This is a genomic window from Paenibacillus sp. FSL F4-0122 (assembly GCF_038002845.1).
In the GTDB taxonomy this organism is placed as follows: Bacteria; Bacillota; Bacilli; order Paenibacillales; family Paenibacillaceae; genus Paenibacillus_AQ; species Paenibacillus_AQ odorifer.
Genome location: NZ_JBBODI010000001.1, coordinates 3,283,612 through 3,300,080, shown reverse-complemented (window position 1 = coordinate 3,300,080; position 16,469 = coordinate 3,283,612). Strand labels below are relative to the sequence as shown.

The window sequence follows — 16,469 nt, the reverse complement described above, 5'->3', positions numbered from 1 at the left end:
TCACACTACAACAGTCAGCAAATCTTCACCCGGTGTAATAACTGTTTTATTGGTACCAATCACATCACTATAATTAGCCGTATTGGTAATAATTATCGGTGTTGTGCATTGATAACCTTCATTTTTTATTTGTTCAAAATCAAACTCAATCAATAGATCACCCTGTTTAACGGTTGCTCCTTCTTGCACCTTCACATCAAAGTATTTACCTTTTAGCTTCACGGTTTCTATACCGATATGAATCAAGACCTCAACACCCTCATCCGATACTACCGCAATACAATGACCTGTTCTGAAAATAGTGGATACAACTCCACTTACCGGTGAATAAAGCTTACCTTCTGTGGGTTCAATTGCAATCCCCTTGCCCATTGCTTCAGAAGCAAAGGCAGCATCATCTACTGAGGTTAACGGGATTACGTTACCAGCCAGAGGGCTTACAACGGTTGAACTTTTAACGGCGTGAGAGAGGATAACCTCGCTTTTTTCAGTATTCGTTTTTTCTTCTACAATATTCACTTTCTTTTTATCTTCATAACCAAATACCATGGTAATTACCATAGCCAATACAATGGTCACTCCTGCTATAATCGCTTGAACGGCCAGCGGAGAGAATGCAGGAAGACTTAATACGCTGACAAATGCGAAGACTTCCATCTTCACTTTGAAAAGACCACTAAGTGCTCCACCTACTCCGCCGGCAATGGTTACATAAATGAAAGTCCGTTTGTAACGAGTCAGCAATCCGTAAATAATAGGTTCTGTTACACCTGAAAGCGCGCCTGGTATAAATGTACTGCCGGCCAATGTTTTCAACTGTTTGTCCTTTGTTTTCAGGAAGATACCCAACGCTACACCCAGCTGCGCGAAGATGGCCATGCCGGCCATTGCATATATTGGATCTCCACCCTTAGCAATGTTCTCAAGAATAATTGGCACAAGTCCCCAGTGCAATCCGAGCACAGTCAAATACGTCCAAGCTATTCCCACAATTGCCCCTGTAACAATACCGCTTTTCGTACTGAGGAACAAAATAGCGTCTCCAATTAAATTCCCTACATTCACGCCAAACGGTCCGAAAGCCAAAATAGTTAACGGAACAATCACAATCAAACATAGCATAGGGACCAAGAACATCTGCAAATCCTTGTGTATAAACTTTCTTAGCTGCTTATCCAATAAAGCGTATATACAGATAGCGATAAAAATCGGAAACACGCTTGATGAATAGTCCGAAATTACTAAAGGAATACCTAAAAAATGTGGAGATTCAACACTTGCTAATCCCGTAATATTAGGTTCAAGTAAAGCCGCACCGATACTACCACCCACATAAGCATTAACACCCAGCCTAATCGATAACGTAATTCCTAAGAAAATGGGTAGAAAATAAAACACAGCATTACTAGCGCCGGCTAATACTTTGTAAGTTTCACTATCCGCACTTAGAACATGTAACGAAGCAAGTACGGTTAATAGCGCTTTCAACATACCCGCACCTGCTAAAGCACCAATCAGAGGCGAAAAGCTTCTAGAAATAACATCAAAAATCAGAGTCCCTATAGGTTTCTTTACCTTGTTCTCGCCAGAGTCACTGTTAGGGGATATGGATTTGGCAATTTCTTTATACACATCAGCAACATGGGTACCCACTATAACTTGAAACTGTCCCCCTTTGCTAACTACCCCAATAATCCCTTTCATTTTTTCCAAATTTTCTTTATCAGCTTTTTGCTCATCGTTAAGTGTGAATCTTAGTCGCGTGGCACAATGAATCACATTGTTAATATTTTTCTCCCCACCGACAGATTGAATAATGTCTTTACTTAGCTGTTCATAACTCATTTTTATACACCCCTTTGTAACAGATCAATTAATCACGGATATCAGGGAACACAAAAAAACCTAAATCACATCTATGTACGAGAGAGATTATCCCCGTAATCATAAATGAAACTTAGGTTTTGCCTGCTATGCAGTAGCAATCCTGATATCCGATTAATTTATTATTTACAAATTAACATGTTCAATTAATGATGTCAACAATAAACCAGAGCCTGTATAATATTGGATAACAAAATAAGCCCTGATAGATCAAGAATATCTTGATTATCAGGACTTTTTTTTAGAACAGGCTTTGTCCGTTGGATTCAATTACTTCTTTGTACCAGTGGAAGGACTTCTTACGGTATCTCTCCAGTGTACCTGAACCATCATCATGACGATCTACATAAATGAAACCATAACGTTTCTTCAGCTCGGCGCTTGTTGCGCTAACCAAGTCGATGCAGCCCCAGCTTGTGTATCCCATAACTTCCACGCCATCAGCAATAGCTTCCGCTACTTGAACCAAATGATCTTGCAAATAATTGATCCGGTAATCATCGTTTACGATCTTCTCACCGTTCCCGTCTACAACCAGCTGATCGACGGCGCCAAGGCCATTTTCCACGATAAACAGCGGTTTTTGGTATCGGTCATAGAACATATTCATCACATAACGCAAGCCCTGCGGATCGATCTGCCAACCCCATTCGCTCGCTTCCAGATACGGATTCGGTACCCCACCCAGCAGGTTTCCTTCTCCTCTGATCTGTTTCTCCGGATCGGCTGTTTCACATGTGCTCATATAGTAACTGAACGATATGAAATCCACGGTATGCTTCAGAATTTCTTCGTCCCCTGACTCGAAATGAATGTGAATTCCATTTTCCTTAAAGAACCGTTTCATATATCCTGGATAATAACCTCTGCTATGAACATCCGCAAAAAACATATTTTTGTGATCGCTTTGCATCACCTTGATCAAGTCGTCCGGATGCGGAGTGAGCGGATAAATTGGCATGCTCAGTACCATACAGCCTATTTTGAAATCAGGATTGATCTCATGACCGATTTTTACCGCTAAAGCACTTGCAATGAACTCATGGTGAATGGCCTGATACAGATCCTGCTTACTCAATTTCTCCAATGGAGTATTGATTCCGCCACTCATAAATGGGAACTCTAGGATAGAATTGATCTCGTTAAAGGTCAGCCAGTATTTAACCTTGTTCTTGTAACGATTAAAGATCGTTCTCACATAACGCTCGTAAAATTCCACCATCTTACGGTTAACCCATCCATCATACTCTCGTGCCAAATGCAGCGGGGTCTCATAATGGGAGATCGTAACTAGTGGCTCAATGCCGTATTTATGACACTCATCAAATAGATCATCGTAGAACTGCAGGCCTTTTTCATTCGGCTCCAGCTCGTCCCCTTTCGGGAAAATCCGGGACCAGGCAATAGACGTCCGGAATACTTTAAAGCCCATTTCCGCAAACAGCTTAATATCTTCTTTATATCGGTGATAGAAATCGATACCAATCAACTTCATGTTATCGTCGGTAGGAACTTCTGTAGGCGCAGACTTAATGCCATGCGGCATGACATCTTGGGTAGACCAGCCTTTGCCATCATCCTGATATGCCCCTTCAAGCTGGTTAGCGGCTACAGCCCCACCCCATAGGAATCCTTCTGGAAATTGTAAGTTCATATTTCTTCCCGCCTTTGCTATTGTGATAGTATAGGTTTACTGCTCTAATCCGAATCCTAAACCTTGGAACGCGTTACATGTCAAGGATTAATCTTGCAAAGGAGATAAGCCGATGTCCACACTTGACGAAATTGCTAAGCTGTCGGGCTTTTCCAAAGCTACGGTATCCCGAGTCCTGAACGATTCTCCCCATGTCAGCAAGGAAACTAGGGAGAAAATTCTCGCCATTATGAAAGAGACGGACTATGTTCCCAATCGGAATGCCATATCTTTATCCAAAGGCCAAACCCAGCAAATCGGCATGATTACCTTAGACCTCAACGAGCTTATTTTGTGCTTCATGAACAGCTTCGTCGAAATTTCCGGCCGTTACGGGTACCAGACGATTATTTATACCACCGGCGGTGATAAGCAAAAGGAACTTCAGGCCTTCGAGGATCTCAAACAAAAAAGAGTCGACGCTCTGCTTATTCTGACCGCTGTTAACGATAAAAATGTCATAACTTCCTACTGCAAATACGGCCCGATTGTGTCTTGGCAACGTATGGACCATCCTGAAATACCGTCAGTTGCCATGAACCAATATGACGGATATGCACTCGCTCTAGAGCATTTGATAGAGCGGGGTTATACGCGTATCGCTAATGCTTTTGGCCGCCCAAGCAGCATAAATACCCAGAGTAGACGACTAGCTTATGAGCAAATCATGACCAAATATAATCTTCCCATCGTTGAGAAATGGTATTACTCCACGATTTATGGAATCCGTGACGGAGAGCAATTGGTGCGAACCCTAATTGGACAACCCGATCAGCCGGATGCTATTCTGTGCTCCAATGATTTGGTGGCGGTGGGCGTTCTGAGCGAAGCACGTAGACAGCAGCTGGATGTGCCCCGTGATCTAGCCATCGTTGGTTTTGATAATTCGGAGCTGTCGCAGACGCTCGGAATTACCACTGTTCGGAATCCGATTGCGGGACAGGCGGAGAACGCCTTTCTTCTGCTGGCTCCAACCCTGCTTGGACTGGATATGGAGCTGCAGCCCCTATCGTTCCAACTGATCGAACGGGAGACAACATAGGTTGCCCATTCTCAGAAGATTCCGACTGTACATTCCATAAAAAAACAGTAAAATTGTATTGAAAATTTTGATGAAGATAGGTGTTTTTTATGACAAATAATGTATTGAATCCTAGGGTTGATAAATTCTTAAGTAAAGCGAAACAATGGCGGGAAGAATATGAGCAGTTGAGAACGATCGTGCTTGATTGCGGGCTGACCGAAGATTATAAGTGGATGCATCCATGTTACACATTTGATGATAAAAACATAGTATTAATTCATGGATTTAAAGAATATTGTGCGCTTCTCTTTCACAAAGGTGCCTTGTTACAGGATCCCAATGGGATTCTAATTCAACAAACAGAAAATGTGCAGGCAGCGCGCCAAATTCGGTTTACGAATGTGCAACAAATCGTTGAAATGGAAGCTGTTCTGAAAGCCTACATTCAAAATGCCATAGAAGTTGAAAAAGCGGGTTTGGAAGTCGAATTAAAAAAGAAAGAGGATTACCTCATTCCTGAAGAGCTTCAGACCAAATTCGCTGAACTTCCTGGCTTGAAAACTGCTTTTGAAGCCTTAACGCCTGGACGGCAAAACGCATATATTTATCATTTTTCTCAAGCGAAACAATCCAAAACCCGCGTATCCCGAATTGAAAAATTCATCCCGCAAATCCTTGAGGGTAAGGGATTAAATGATTAGCGTTGCTGACAATGAGTCAATTAAGCCTTAGGGTTTATTGGCTCTTTTTTTAAATTGTCTTCTTCTAACTGCTTGTAATAATCCTCAACAAAGGCCTTGAACTTTTTAGCGACATTAGTCATGTACCGGTTGGTATACCATGAGATTTCAATGGTGCGGGTACTTATGGGTTCTTCAATGGGAAGAAGCACAACAGAGGATCCTTGAGAACCCCCCCAAGTTACAGCGGGGATAAAAGAAACCCCTAGTCCCGAACGGACTAGACTGCGTACCATCGAAGGCTCATCGCATTCATAAATGATACGCGGAGCAAATCCGGCGGCGTGACAGAGAGAATCCGTCGTTTCGCGCAGCTGCTTGCCTATTTTCAAACTAATAAAACCGTCTTCCGCGAGTTCATTCAGACGTACACTTTTACGGGTTGCGAGCCTGTGCTCATTAGGAACCGCCAGCAGGATTTCTTCCGTTAATACCGGTGTGGACACTGTTCCTGGAATCTTGAGCGGAGTAGAAGAAATACACAAATCAAAAGCCGGATAACGTGAGATCTCCTGATCCTGCTGCAATAGCTTGAATTGAGCTTCCGGGTACTTCTGGCGAAATAATGTGATCATATCCGGAAGCAAATAGGAACCCGCTTGGATAAAAATCACTACAGTTCCTGTCGGTCGCTCAGACAAGTCCAATAGCTCTGTTTTCCCCTCCTCTAACGTTTGTAGGGCTAAATCAACTTTCACAAGAAACCGCTTTCCATATTCATTTAATCGAATGTATTTTCCTGTGCGATCAAACAATTTGACGTTTAATTCGCCCTCAAGATTTTTGATCATTTTACTAATAGCAGGCTGTGAGATTTGGAGTATTTCGGCTGCCAGGGTCATATTCTCAAGCTTTGCAACCGTTTGAAAGTACCGAAGCGAAAGTAAATCCAACGAAACCACCCTCTTCTATAACCTTAGAGTTATGTATTTTATATATAATAATATATTTTTCATCATCATAGCAGAACACTATAATAAAGAGAATTAAAAATACATAAGAATCTGCAGGAGAAAGGGGAACTATAAATGAGCACACGAGAACCCATGGAAGAAATTATTACAGTCTCCAGTGGTCAGCTTAAGGGCATACGTCTGCCAGCACTTGGGGCGATCGCATGGTTAGGGATTCCTTATGCGGAACCTCCCATAGATAAGCTCAGATGGAAAGCACCGCGTGAGATAGAACCTTGGACAGGTGTATTGCCTGCATGCCATTTTAATAATAGCAGTGTCCAATTCATTCAAGGGGAACCTGGCGGCAGTGAAGATTGCCTCTTTTTGAATATTTGGCGACCGGATCATGCCGAGGCAGGCTTACCCGTATTCGTCTTCCTCCACGGTGGCGGAAATATTGGGGGTTCGGGACGGGATTTTCAAGGTGGAGAATTGGCGTGTAAGACAAATAGTATAGTGGTTACAGTGAATTACCGTTTAGGAGCAATGGGATTTTTCCGGCATCCCTCACTCCGAACCGGGGACCCCTTGGATGACTCAGGAAATTACGGTCTCCTCGATGTTCTTCATGCGCTAAAGTGGCTGCACAATAACATTGTTTGCTTTGGGGGAAATCCAGGGAACATAACATTAGGGGGCCAGTCTGCAGGTGCAAGAAATGCATTAGCTGCTTACCTTTCACCGCTGGGCAGAGGGCTCTTTCATAAGCTTTTTATTATGAGCGGAGGTTTAACAACGGCTGTTACGGAGCAAAGCGAAGAAAAAGCAGATGACATTTTAATAGAGTTATTAATAAAAACAGGAATGGTCAGCACTCAAGATGAGGCAAGAGTATGGATTTCCACACAATCTGCGGATAAGATTTCCGCCTTCCTATATCGTCAGAATGCCTTTCACTTTGTCAAAATCATTCGTGAGACGGGGCTTCAGATGGCTGCTTTTCCCCATTTGATCGAAGATGGCACGGTCATTCCTATTGGTGGCTTCGACAATCTAAATAACCGCGATCACCCTTCCCTGCCGATCATCCTTGGCAGCACTGCCAGCGAATTCTCCGAGTTCACTTTATGGGATACTCATTTCTTCTCCCTAGTGCAAAAGGAAGAGTTAGCCGGAAATGTGGAAGAAAAGAAGCTCTATGAAGCTGCAGTCCAATATGGGAGCGATCTGTATGCAGAATTTAATGTAGAGCAGACTACAGAGATATTATTAAGTGCGATTCCGGAGATGCCCATCTATGCTTACCGCTTCGCCTGGGGGTTAAGAGACGGAGTGATCGATCCTTACATCCGTTTTCTTATGGGTGCCCCGCACGGTGCAGACATCCCCTTCTATACAGGTGACTTTTCCGGTGTCCAGGAAAGATTTCCTGCGGATGTAATTTCCGAGCATAACGAGCCTGGGCGTAACATGCTCTCTTCCCTAATGAGGGACTATTTACGGCATTTCCTATATACCGGTAATCCTAATGCTGAGGGACAACCTGCTTGGCAACGATACACCCCTAATCCCCGGTCTGCGGAAATTCTCTGGTTAGATGCTAGCCAGGATCAAACTATTGTTCAATCCGTCTGCAAACTTGTAAAAAAAGATATCCTGTCCCAAATGGACAATGATCCCCGTTTAGCAGCAGAACAGCGCAATTGGCTAAAAAACAATTTATTTGCGGGACGTTTTTTCTGGTAAGATAAATGATTGTAGAATTCACGTAGAGGAAGGAACATGCTGTTGTGCTAACTTACTTACTGCTCTTAGTCATCGGGCTAGCAGCTGGCATTTCCGGTTCATTGGTCGGACTTGGCGGCGGGTTCATCGTTGTGCCTGCGTTGGCTTTCCTTTTTCCTGATATGGAGCCTTCACATCTGGCTGGAACATCAATGGCAATGCTGCTTTTCAACTCCATTTCAAGTACTTATGTGTACGCAAAGCAGAAGAGAATCGATTATCAAGCAGCGCTCACCTTTGCCGCCGTTTCGATTCCGGGTTCAGTAATAGGTGCACTCTTTACCAAGCAAATGGGCGGGAGAATGTTTTTCGTAAGCTTCGGGATTTTTTTAATCCTTGTCGCTTTATTGCTCTTGTTCAAGCCGAACAAACCCATCCATTGGCCTTTCAAACCAACGGTGAAGCGAAGCTTTTCCGATAATAGCGGTGCTCATTTCGAATATGCTTATCATATGCCTACCGGCATAATCATCAGTTTTCTTGTTGGCTTTGTAGCAAGCCTATTTGGGATTGGCGGCGGGAGTCTTATGGTTCCGACAATGACCTTACTTCTCGGCTTTGCCCCCCATATCGCTGTTGCAACTTCTATGCTTCAAATTTTCCTGTCAGCTATCGTAAGCACCACAACACATGCCTTTTTATTGAATGTTGAATGGTTTATGGTGTTAGCCCTAGCACCTGGCGCAATTATCGGCGGTCAAATTGGCGCACGCCTGGCAAAACGCCTTCCTGCCAAGCTGCTTTTAAAGCTATTAGCCGTTTTTCTCATCATCGTTTCGCTTCGTTTGATGATGAAAGGGTAGGTCATTATGTAAAAAGTCCTGATGGATCAAGAGTTTCTTGATCCTCAGGACTTTTTTATTGTGACTGTGGGACTGATACTTGGCCAATCCTATCGAATTTTAAGTCTCTTCAGGATTTCTTTAGAATTCCCCCACCTAATTCCTCAGTTTTTTTAGTTAAGATTTCTGTATTGAAGTAAGCGAAGGAGGTGGCATATTGGCCAGTAATACCGTCTTAGAGCTAATCAATCAGTATGGATATCTGATTTTTTATCTTGCTTTCACGTTAGGCCCTTTTGGAATTCCAATCCCTAATGAAATTACAATCCTCACTGGAGCTACCCTAAGCCACATGGGGATTATCAATTCCTGGATGACTTATTTCTGCATTTTATCAGGGCTATTAACGGCCTTTACGGTTGCCTACTTTGCAGGTAAATTCTTTGGGCAAAAGCTGAAGTGCAAATTTGAAGCTAATAGACATTTTAAAAAAGCAGAGCAGATTCTAAAAAAACGTGGGCGTACAGCTACGTATATCGGCATGTTTATTCCAGTTGTACGTTACATCATTCCCATGTTGATCGGGCTCAGCGGTACAAGCTATAAACGATTTGCCCTTATTTCATATCCCAGTGCTTTAAGTTGGACCTTACTGTTCTTTTTTGTAGGAACGTACTTTGGAGATCACATCCTATCAAAATTAATAAACATCTAAATCAATTCTAAAATTATGGAGGAATTCCGAATGAGCTTCAATGAAAAACTCTTATTTTTAAAAAGTTTTATTCATGATCCAAAACAGGTAGGCAGTGTTACCCCGAGTTCCCGGTTTCTGGCACACAGCATGGTTAACCAAGCCCCTTGGCATGAAGTTAAAGCAGTCGCTGAACTTGGATCAGGTACAGGTGCAATCACCCGTGTAATCAATACTAAGGTAACTAGTACAACGAAAGTGTTACTATTTGAGATGGATAAAACCATGAGGCATAACCTGAAGACAAGCTATCCGGACTTTTCCTGTTATCAAAATGCTGCTAGTTTAGTAGAAACAATTAAAAGTTCACATATTCATCAGTTGGATTGTATTTTTAGTGGGCTGCCCTTTTTCAATTTTGATCCCCAATTAAGAAATACATTGGTTGAACAGATCTACCAATCCCTTAAACCTGAGGGATTATTTATCGCCTTTCAGTATTCACTTCAAATGAAGAAGCAACTCTCCGAATATTTTAATATTGATACAATAAAATATGTGCCATTTAATTTCCCTCCCGCTTTCGTCTACGTCTGTCGTAAAAGGGAAACATAATAAAATAAATATAGAAGAGGGGCAGCGTCCATTGAATACAATTCTTGTTGCAGATGATGATTCTGAAATTCGAGATGTGATTCATGTTTATTTAAGAAATGAAGGTTACCAAGTGCTTGAAGCTGCAGATGGTCAAGAGGCGTTGAGTACAATACAAACAACATCCATTCAACTGGTTATCCTGGATGTGATGATGCCTCAAATGGACGGTATCACAGCCTGTCTCAAAATTAGGGAAATATCAAATATCCCAATTATTATGCTCTCAGCCAAGCAAGAGGACATTGATAAAATCACAGGTCTAACTACCGGGGCAGATGATTACATGATCAAACCGTTTAATCCACTGGAACTACTGGCCCGTGTAAAAGCTCAGTTACGGCGTCAGTCCTTAATTGGAAAGGAAGAATTCAACTCTCTGCTTATAATTAAAAACCTGATCATAGATAAAAATAAACATTCCGTAAAGTTAAATGGAATTGAAGTTTCATTAACTCCACTAGAGTTTGCGATTTTAACCCTGCTTGCAAGCCGGCCTGGGCAAGTTTATAGTTCGGAGCAAATTTACGAGAGTGTATGGAAAGAGCCTTACGGATATTCTGACAATACCGTAATGGTTCATATTCGTAACTTAAGAGAAAAATTAGAGGAAAATCCAAGAGAACCTCTGTATATTAAGACAGTCTGGGGAGTTGGTTACAAAGTTGATTAAAATCATACGAAATCTACAAATAAATAAACGCATTCAATCCAATATCTTAATCAGGATGGTGTTGAGTTTCATAATTACCATTGCGATAAATACCTCACTTAGCATCTTGTTATTTCATTTTGGAAATGCAACAAAATTGGATTGGGTGTTCAATTTTCTTGCCTACCTTCTTACTCCGATGTTTTTCATTATTTTCGTTATTACATTTTTTACATTGACCCGGCGAATCGTCAAAGATTTAATTGCGCTGGAACAAGGACTTCAGATTATATCCGAAGGTAATTTGAGTTATCGGGTAAATGTTGTGCGCCAAGATGAACTAGGACTGGTGGCTTTGAACATCAACCGGATGGCAGAGCGCTTAGAGCAACAGATCATCAAGGAACGCGAAATAGAAAAATCCAAGATGGAGATGATCACGGGGATTTCACACGACTTACGTACCCCTCTTACAAGTATTATCGGGTATATTGAGCTTTTACGTACAGAATCGTACCAAGATAAAAAAGAATACACACGTTTTATTCAAAACACCTATAACAAGGCGCTTCATTTGAAGAAACTCCTTGATGATTTGTTTGAATATACCCGACTTAATTCGGTGGATTCCCGTTTAAATCTGGAGAGAATCGATTTGTCACAGCTTTTGAATCAATTATTGTTCGAATTCGAACCAATCGCTCAAGAAAACAATGTGCATCTTATAAAAGATATAGATAAGAGTCCAATCATCACCTTAATCGACAGTGAGAAAATAGCCAGAGCCATAGATAATCTACTTATGAACGCCTTAAAATATTCCATCAGCCCGGGAAGCATTAGCATACGAATTACAACCGATTCTGAACACTGTACCATTGAGATTGAAAATAAAGGAACTCCCCTCTCACAGGATCAAGAAAACCGTCTATTTGACCGATTTTATAAGGTTGACCACTCAAGAAAAAGCCAGGGAATTCAAACCGGGGCAGGACTTGGTCTTTCGATAGCTAGGAATATTGCTGAGTTGCACAAGGGTACTTTAACGCTTAAACACACTCATGACGTCTTCACATTCCAACTGAGATTGCCTTTCGGAGAGGATTGCTAATTGATTATGTCTGAATACTTACTTTTCTTACAAGGCTTCCTCAAAGATCCAAATCGGGTAGGAAATATTCTACCCAGTTCGCAATTATTAGCCAATAAAATAATCCAGTCTGTACAATGGCATAATGTAAATGCCGTTGCAGAGCTTGGAGCTGGTACAGGTGCTATTACACATCTCATGACATCACAATTAACGAATTCTACAAAAGTGCTTTTGTTTGAGCGGAATAAAAAAATGAGAGAACACTTAAAATCAATTTATCCGGAATGCATTTTCCATTCCAACGCCAGCTACTTACTCAAGAAATTGAATCAGGAAGGCATCCGTGAGTTAGATTGCATAATTTGCGGATTACCATTTTTTAATTTTTCAATTGAAATGCGTGACAAAATCCTACATCAGATTGTTAAGTCACTTAAACCAGGCGGAATTTTAGTTGCATATCAGCACTCGCTGCACATGAAAAAAAAATGGGCTAAACAACTACTTATTGAGAAAATTGAATTTATGCCTTACACTTTCCCTCCAACATTCGTATATATTTGTCGTAAAAAAGAATGACAGATGAATACTCGGAAAACAGTAATTTCTAAAGAATGTATAAGTATTGAGAATGGAAATGACCAGCCCAATATGCAGCCAATACTGTTGCAGGACTGGATTTAGTGTGAGAAAACTATGTGAGTAACGGTTATAATTGAGACTGAAAAGCAGCCAAAAGGTTGCTTTTTTCAATATATGCATGAGATATCTAACAAGTACAATTGAGATAAGTTGTTTTTCTAACGAAAATAACTGATACAATTCAAACCACCTTTGTCATTATCGTGATCTTTTAGCACTACCTTGCCTGAAATGTACTTAATCCAGAGCAACCAGTTTTATTCTACTCGTATCAACCGTTTGTCTTGGGTACAGTAGAATCAGCGGAAGAACTATTTGAGTCATCGTTAATACCTTGACTTAACCGAAGGCTCGTGTACATCCATTTGGTATACGCTAGGGAATAGCGGTCGCCTGCACAATCCGCTATATATAAAATGCTTCAATGATTATGCAATCCTGTCGATGTACCAAGACGATTTGGTACAGCAAAATCTTAATTACGTTTCAGTACATCGGAGGCTGTCATGAATAGCGTAACTTCTGCAGTGAACCGGTTAGCTACCGTTTTGCCGCTGAAGAAGGAGTTGGTATTCACCTGGCGTGGGGCCTCGGGTGCCTTTGCCTGCACACCCAATGCAAGCACACTGTTAATGCTGGTTACCACAACAGGATCGGCTAAGAAGCTTACGATGCTCTCAACTACAATGCCCCCGATGTCCGGCAGACCGGCTAATTTCTCGGCGTTTGCGTTCATCGCGGCTTCCAGACTGAAGTAGTGATCTGCCAGCATTTTGGTTGTCGCTTTGCCAGTGTTCGGAATACCAAGGGCAAACAAGAAGGAAGCAAGGTCTCTTCCTTTGCTCTCTTCCAGGACCTTGAGCAGATTATCCGCCTTTTCTCCCCGAAACGCTCCAGCTTCACAAGCTGCTCAAAGCTCAGCTCATATAAATATCTGCCGGTTCCCGTACATTCAGTTCCTCATGCAGCTGCCCTGCCGTCTTGTCGCTAAAGGTTTCGATATCCATAGCATCACGGGAAGCAAAGTGAGTAATCCGCCCTATAATCTGCGGCTTGCAATCCAGTTTATTGTTGCAGAAGAGATGCGCACCTCGCGTTTCTAATGGAGAACCACAGTCTGGACAATCCTCAGGGAAAATAATCTCCCCGCCATCACTCTCCTCGGTCACCTTGCCGAGAATTTCCGGAATCACATCATTCGAGCGGCGGATAAACACCCGCGTACCCAGGGCGTGCTTGAGATTCCTGCGTTCAATATCTCCAACGTTATTCAGCGTACAGTTCTGGACGGTAACTCCGGCCAGCTCAACCGCCTCCACACGTGCCAGAGGAGTAACTTTACCTGATAAGCATATTATTCAAAATTGACTTATGTTTATAAAACCATATTGTGTTAAGCACTATTTTCCGTTCCGTTATACATCTATAAGATTATTATTTTGAATACTTCGGAGTATTTTGAGCCACCGTTCAGTGAGAAACTCACTTACAATAACAAACCAATAGTTAATTATAAGCTACATAGAAAAAGTGTTTTAGAAGTAACTCCTCACAATAAAAATGAAAAATTGAAGCTTATAAAAGGCGAACTACATCAACGTAATTAAATAAAGTGACTTGAAGTGAATCAACAGCCAGTAACACAAAATTGCATGTTCTCTTTTTAAAGACTTATGAAGTACTAGAGTTCATCAGTAAAACCACAGCATGGATTTGGAATAATTAATAACTCAATAAATATTTTGTCGAATACCTTGCTCAAAAAAAAGGTTTTCGACAGAAAAAAAGCTTTATATTATCAATATAAGTAATAGATTGTAATAAGGTATTTAAGGGGGAGTGTGATGGGGAGCCACCTTAATTGATTAGAACAATTAATTCGGTATTGGAGTATCCCTCAAAAATCGATTTAAAATAAACTATTGAAAAGTAAGTTCTTCAGCAAATCTAGGTATTTAATCATGGGAGAATATTATTAATGAATCCTATTGAATTATTCAACATTAAAGGAATCATTATTTATTCTGGTCATATTAACATTAATAATAAAAAATAATTACTTGGAAAATTGAAATATGTTATGAAGGATCAAACAAAAAGAATTATTCGAATTTCGAACATTAAAGTCGTTATAACAAAAATGAAGAGGTGTGAATTTGAAAGGTATAATTGTAGTTTGTGAACAAATTCAGTTATTGGATCAAAACCTATTAAATTTAATTAGTATTCAGAAAATCATCAATATAAAAGCAACTCCTGCTATTTTTAATGCCAGTTTATTCGTGAAACTATTTGAACTTCCAAAAGTTCAGAGTATCGACTGTTGGATAGAAGTTTATGATGATATTAATGATATTTTACTAAGACAAACAGAACCTATTGTACTTAGAAATCAATTTAATATTTCTGAAAAGGTTTCTGGTGCGGATATTGGAGTAAGTATTCCAATACCAGTAGTCGAAGAAGAAGGAATGTTTCGATTCGATTTAATTGTTGAAAATGATGTTGTTTCTCAATATTATTTACCATTTAAGACCTATGGGGGCAAAGTGGCGAATGGATAATATTAAGCCGATTCCGGATTTCCTGAAAAGTACAGTTAAAAAGCGATTCGTAGGCACATATATTCCAAATAAAATAGTGTTGTTAGATAAAGAACAATTAGAGGTTGATTTAACTTGGATTACGCATACAGATATTGGTACGATTATCTTTTTACTTTCTCCAACTTGTACTGCCTGTGATCCGAAAATAATTAATGAATTTATAAGGCTAAACCCCTTAATGAATTATGCGATTTTCTTTCATCTCGATGACGGTCAAACTGCTGAGGACTTTTTCCAGGAAGATCACAATGTCAAATTGTACAACTGTGATATTCGCATAATTGATGATCAGATTGATTGTGGTTCAATTGTTCCGTTCATGTTAGTGGTAAATAAAATCGGCCAAATTTTTAGCGGTAATATTTATAACCATATTAAAGATGTAGAGATGTTTGCAAGGCCACTACTAAATAAAGTGATGTGATTAAATGAACTTTATCTCCACCAAAAATACAGGTTTGCAAGTCGGATCTGAGATACCTAATTTGATTCAAAGTCCTGAGCTTAAGGAAATACATATATATCAATCATTAATATTCTTTATCTCAGTGGATTGTGCTCGCTGTATAGAATTACTTCCATTTATCTCTTTAATAAGTCAGAACTATAATGACTATCATCTTTATATTTTTTCAACCGGAGATGAGGAGATCAATAAGGAAATCAGAGACTACTTTGAATGGAAGTTCCCAGTTATAACATTATCTTCTAAAGAAATGGATGATGTTTACAAGGTGAAAATACATCCATTTGTAATTATTTCGAACAACACTGGGAAAGTAGTTAATAAAGGGGTAGTTTATAACTCTAATGATATGATGATGTTAATTAATGAAGGGAGGTGAATGAGAATGTGTATGACTTCAGCTGATTGTGCGATAACTGGTCTTATGTTTAATTCACGTACTACTACTTACTGTGAACTTAGAGGTCCATGTATTTTGGGACGCAAAATGACCAGATATGAAACTGCTTGTCAGTCATTTGTATCCCAACTTATTAACGGTTGGATTTTTGAGACATGCAGTACTTCAGACACTGGAACTTGTTGTACTTAGCAACTTAATCTTAAGAGAACTATGCGTTATATTTTCTTTTTAAAAAAATCCATAAAATAATATTTTATGGATTTTTTATTAATTTCATTTTATGTTTATGTTTAGTAGAACCTTTAAGGTTATTCAAAAGCACAATTAAGTTTATAATTTAACAAATAGGCGATCTATCGTTTCCAGCGGTAGTTATTTATTCGCTACATAAATTGATTCACATGAAGTCTAATCTTATTAATTTTTAAGAAGATGTTGTTCAACATGTCTGCTTT

Annotated in this window: 15 protein-coding genes and 1 pseudogene; 12 read left to right on the top strand and 4 right to left on the bottom strand. The window is 40.2% G+C overall.

All coding sequences use genetic code 11. The annotated features are described in order from the left end of the window. Positions 1–1,845: a beta-glucoside-specific PTS transporter subunit IIABC gene (locus MHH49_RS14345; RefSeq protein WP_076098813.1), complete on the bottom strand. Its 1,845-nt coding sequence runs from the start codon at positions 1,843–1,845 to the stop codon at positions 1–3. 280 nt (positions 1,846–2,125) lie between these two features. Continuing rightward, positions 2,126–3,538: a glycoside hydrolase family 1 protein gene (locus MHH49_RS14340; RefSeq protein WP_076098814.1), complete on the bottom strand. Its 1,413-nt coding sequence runs from the start codon at positions 3,536–3,538 to the stop codon at positions 2,126–2,128. Between the two features lie 112 nt (positions 3,539–3,650). Between MHH49_RS14340 and MHH49_RS14335 the strand changes: the two genes are divergently transcribed. Continuing rightward, entirely contained in the window at positions 3,651–4,619 is a 969-nt protein-coding gene (locus MHH49_RS14335) for a LacI family DNA-binding transcriptional regulator (RefSeq protein ID WP_076098815.1), read from the top strand. An 89-nt stretch (positions 4,620–4,708) separates the two neighbouring features. Further along, the gene (locus tag MHH49_RS14330) at positions 4,709–5,302 is read left to right on the top strand and encodes a YdeI/OmpD-associated family protein (protein WP_076098816.1); all 594 of its coding nucleotides are present in this window, start codon (positions 4,709–4,711) and stop codon (positions 5,300–5,302) included. 20 nt (positions 5,303–5,322) lie between these two features. Here MHH49_RS14330 and MHH49_RS14325 read toward each other — a convergent pair whose 3' ends face one another. Next, entirely contained in the window at positions 5,323–6,234 is a 912-nt protein-coding gene (locus tag MHH49_RS14325; protein WP_076098817.1) for a LysR family transcriptional regulator, read from the bottom strand. 135 nt (positions 6,235–6,369) lie between these two features. Here MHH49_RS14325 and MHH49_RS14320 point away from each other — a divergent pair, with 135 nt between their 5' ends. The 7 genes from MHH49_RS14320 to MHH49_RS14290 all read left to right on the top strand — a co-directional run bounded on the left by MHH49_RS14320 (position 6,370) and on the right by MHH49_RS14290 (position 12,476). After that, entirely contained in the window at positions 6,370–7,983 is a 1,614-nt protein-coding gene (locus MHH49_RS14320) for a carboxylesterase family protein (RefSeq protein ID WP_076098818.1), read from the top strand. 44 nt (positions 7,984–8,027) lie between these two features. Then, entirely contained in the window at positions 8,028–8,825 is a 798-nt protein-coding gene (locus tag MHH49_RS14315; protein ID WP_076098819.1) for a sulfite exporter TauE/SafE family protein, read from the top strand. Positions 8,826–9,021: 196 nt separating this feature from the next. After that, complete coding sequence (locus MHH49_RS14310) at positions 9,022–9,519, top strand: DedA family protein (protein ID WP_076098820.1); 498 nt, start codon at positions 9,022–9,024, stop codon at positions 9,517–9,519. A 30-nt stretch (positions 9,520–9,549) separates the two neighbouring features. After that, positions 9,550–10,113 (top strand): class I SAM-dependent methyltransferase, encoded by a 564-nt coding sequence (locus MHH49_RS14305; protein ID WP_076098821.1) that lies wholly within the window; start codon positions 9,550–9,552, stop codon positions 10,111–10,113. A 31-nt stretch (positions 10,114–10,144) separates the two neighbouring features. Further along, entirely contained in the window at positions 10,145–10,825 is a 681-nt protein-coding gene (locus MHH49_RS14300; protein ID WP_036685458.1) for a response regulator transcription factor, read from the top strand. Positions 10,826–10,880: 55 nt separating this feature from the next. After that, on the top strand, positions 10,881–11,915 hold the full coding sequence (locus MHH49_RS14295; RefSeq protein ID WP_141118554.1) for a sensor histidine kinase: 1,035 nt from the start codon (positions 10,881–10,883) through the stop codon (positions 11,913–11,915). Between the two features lie 6 nt (positions 11,916–11,921). Further along, positions 11,922–12,476 (top strand): class I SAM-dependent methyltransferase, encoded by a 555-nt coding sequence (locus tag MHH49_RS14290; protein WP_051491402.1) that lies wholly within the window; start codon positions 11,922–11,924, stop codon positions 12,474–12,476. A 579-nt stretch (positions 12,477–13,055) separates the two neighbouring features. Here MHH49_RS14290 and MHH49_RS14285 read toward each other — a convergent pair. Next, a pseudogene (locus MHH49_RS14285) lies at positions 13,056–13,885 on the bottom strand (helix-hairpin-helix domain-containing protein); the annotation flags it as partial. 810 nt (positions 13,886–14,695) lie between these two features. Here MHH49_RS14285 and MHH49_RS14280 point away from each other — a divergent pair. The 3 genes from MHH49_RS14280 to MHH49_RS14270 are packed head-to-tail and all read left to right on the top strand — an operon-like array spanning position 14,696 to position 15,990. Next, on the top strand, positions 14,696–15,103 hold the full coding sequence (locus MHH49_RS14280) for a hypothetical protein (protein WP_036685463.1): 408 nt from the start codon (positions 14,696–14,698) through the stop codon (positions 15,101–15,103). Then, a complete protein-coding gene (locus MHH49_RS14275; protein WP_036685465.1) occupies positions 15,096–15,569 on the top strand; it encodes a hypothetical protein in 474 nt (157 codons plus the stop codon). The genes MHH49_RS14280 and MHH49_RS14275 overlap by 8 nt, the downstream gene beginning before the upstream one ends. A gap of 4 nt (positions 15,570–15,573) precedes the next feature. Next, positions 15,574–15,990 (top strand): hypothetical protein, encoded by a 417-nt coding sequence (locus MHH49_RS14270; RefSeq protein WP_051491387.1) that lies wholly within the window; start codon positions 15,574–15,576, stop codon positions 15,988–15,990. Positions 15,991–16,469: the final 479 nt, after the last annotated feature.

Coding starts and splice junctions, on each gene's coding strand:
- MHH49_RS14345 (WP_076098813.1), bottom strand. CDS start 1,845: ATGAGTTATGAACAGCTAAGTAAAGACATTATTCAATCTGTCGGTGGG.
- MHH49_RS14340 (WP_076098814.1), bottom strand. CDS start 3,538: ATGAACTTACAATTTCCAGAAGGATTCCTATGGGGTGGGGCTGTAGCC.
- MHH49_RS14335 (WP_076098815.1), top strand. CDS start 3,651: ATGTCCACACTTGACGAAATTGCTAAGCTGTCGGGCTTTTCCAAAGCT.
- MHH49_RS14330 (WP_076098816.1), top strand. CDS start 4,709: ATGACAAATAATGTATTGAATCCTAGGGTTGATAAATTCTTAAGTAAA.
- MHH49_RS14320 (WP_076098818.1), top strand. CDS start 6,370: ATGAGCACACGAGAACCCATGGAAGAAATTATTACAGTCTCCAGTGGT.
- MHH49_RS14305 (WP_076098821.1), top strand. CDS start 9,550: ATGAGCTTCAATGAAAAACTCTTATTTTTAAAAAGTTTTATTCATGAT.
- MHH49_RS14295 (WP_141118554.1), top strand. CDS start 10,881: ATGGTGTTGAGTTTCATAATTACCATTGCGATAAATACCTCACTTAGC.
- MHH49_RS14290 (WP_051491402.1), top strand. CDS start 11,922: ATGTCTGAATACTTACTTTTCTTACAAGGCTTCCTCAAAGATCCAAAT.
- MHH49_RS14275 (WP_036685465.1), top strand. CDS start 15,096: ATGGATAATATTAAGCCGATTCCGGATTTCCTGAAAAGTACAGTTAAA.
- MHH49_RS14270 (WP_051491387.1), top strand. CDS start 15,574: ATGAACTTTATCTCCACCAAAAATACAGGTTTGCAAGTCGGATCTGAG.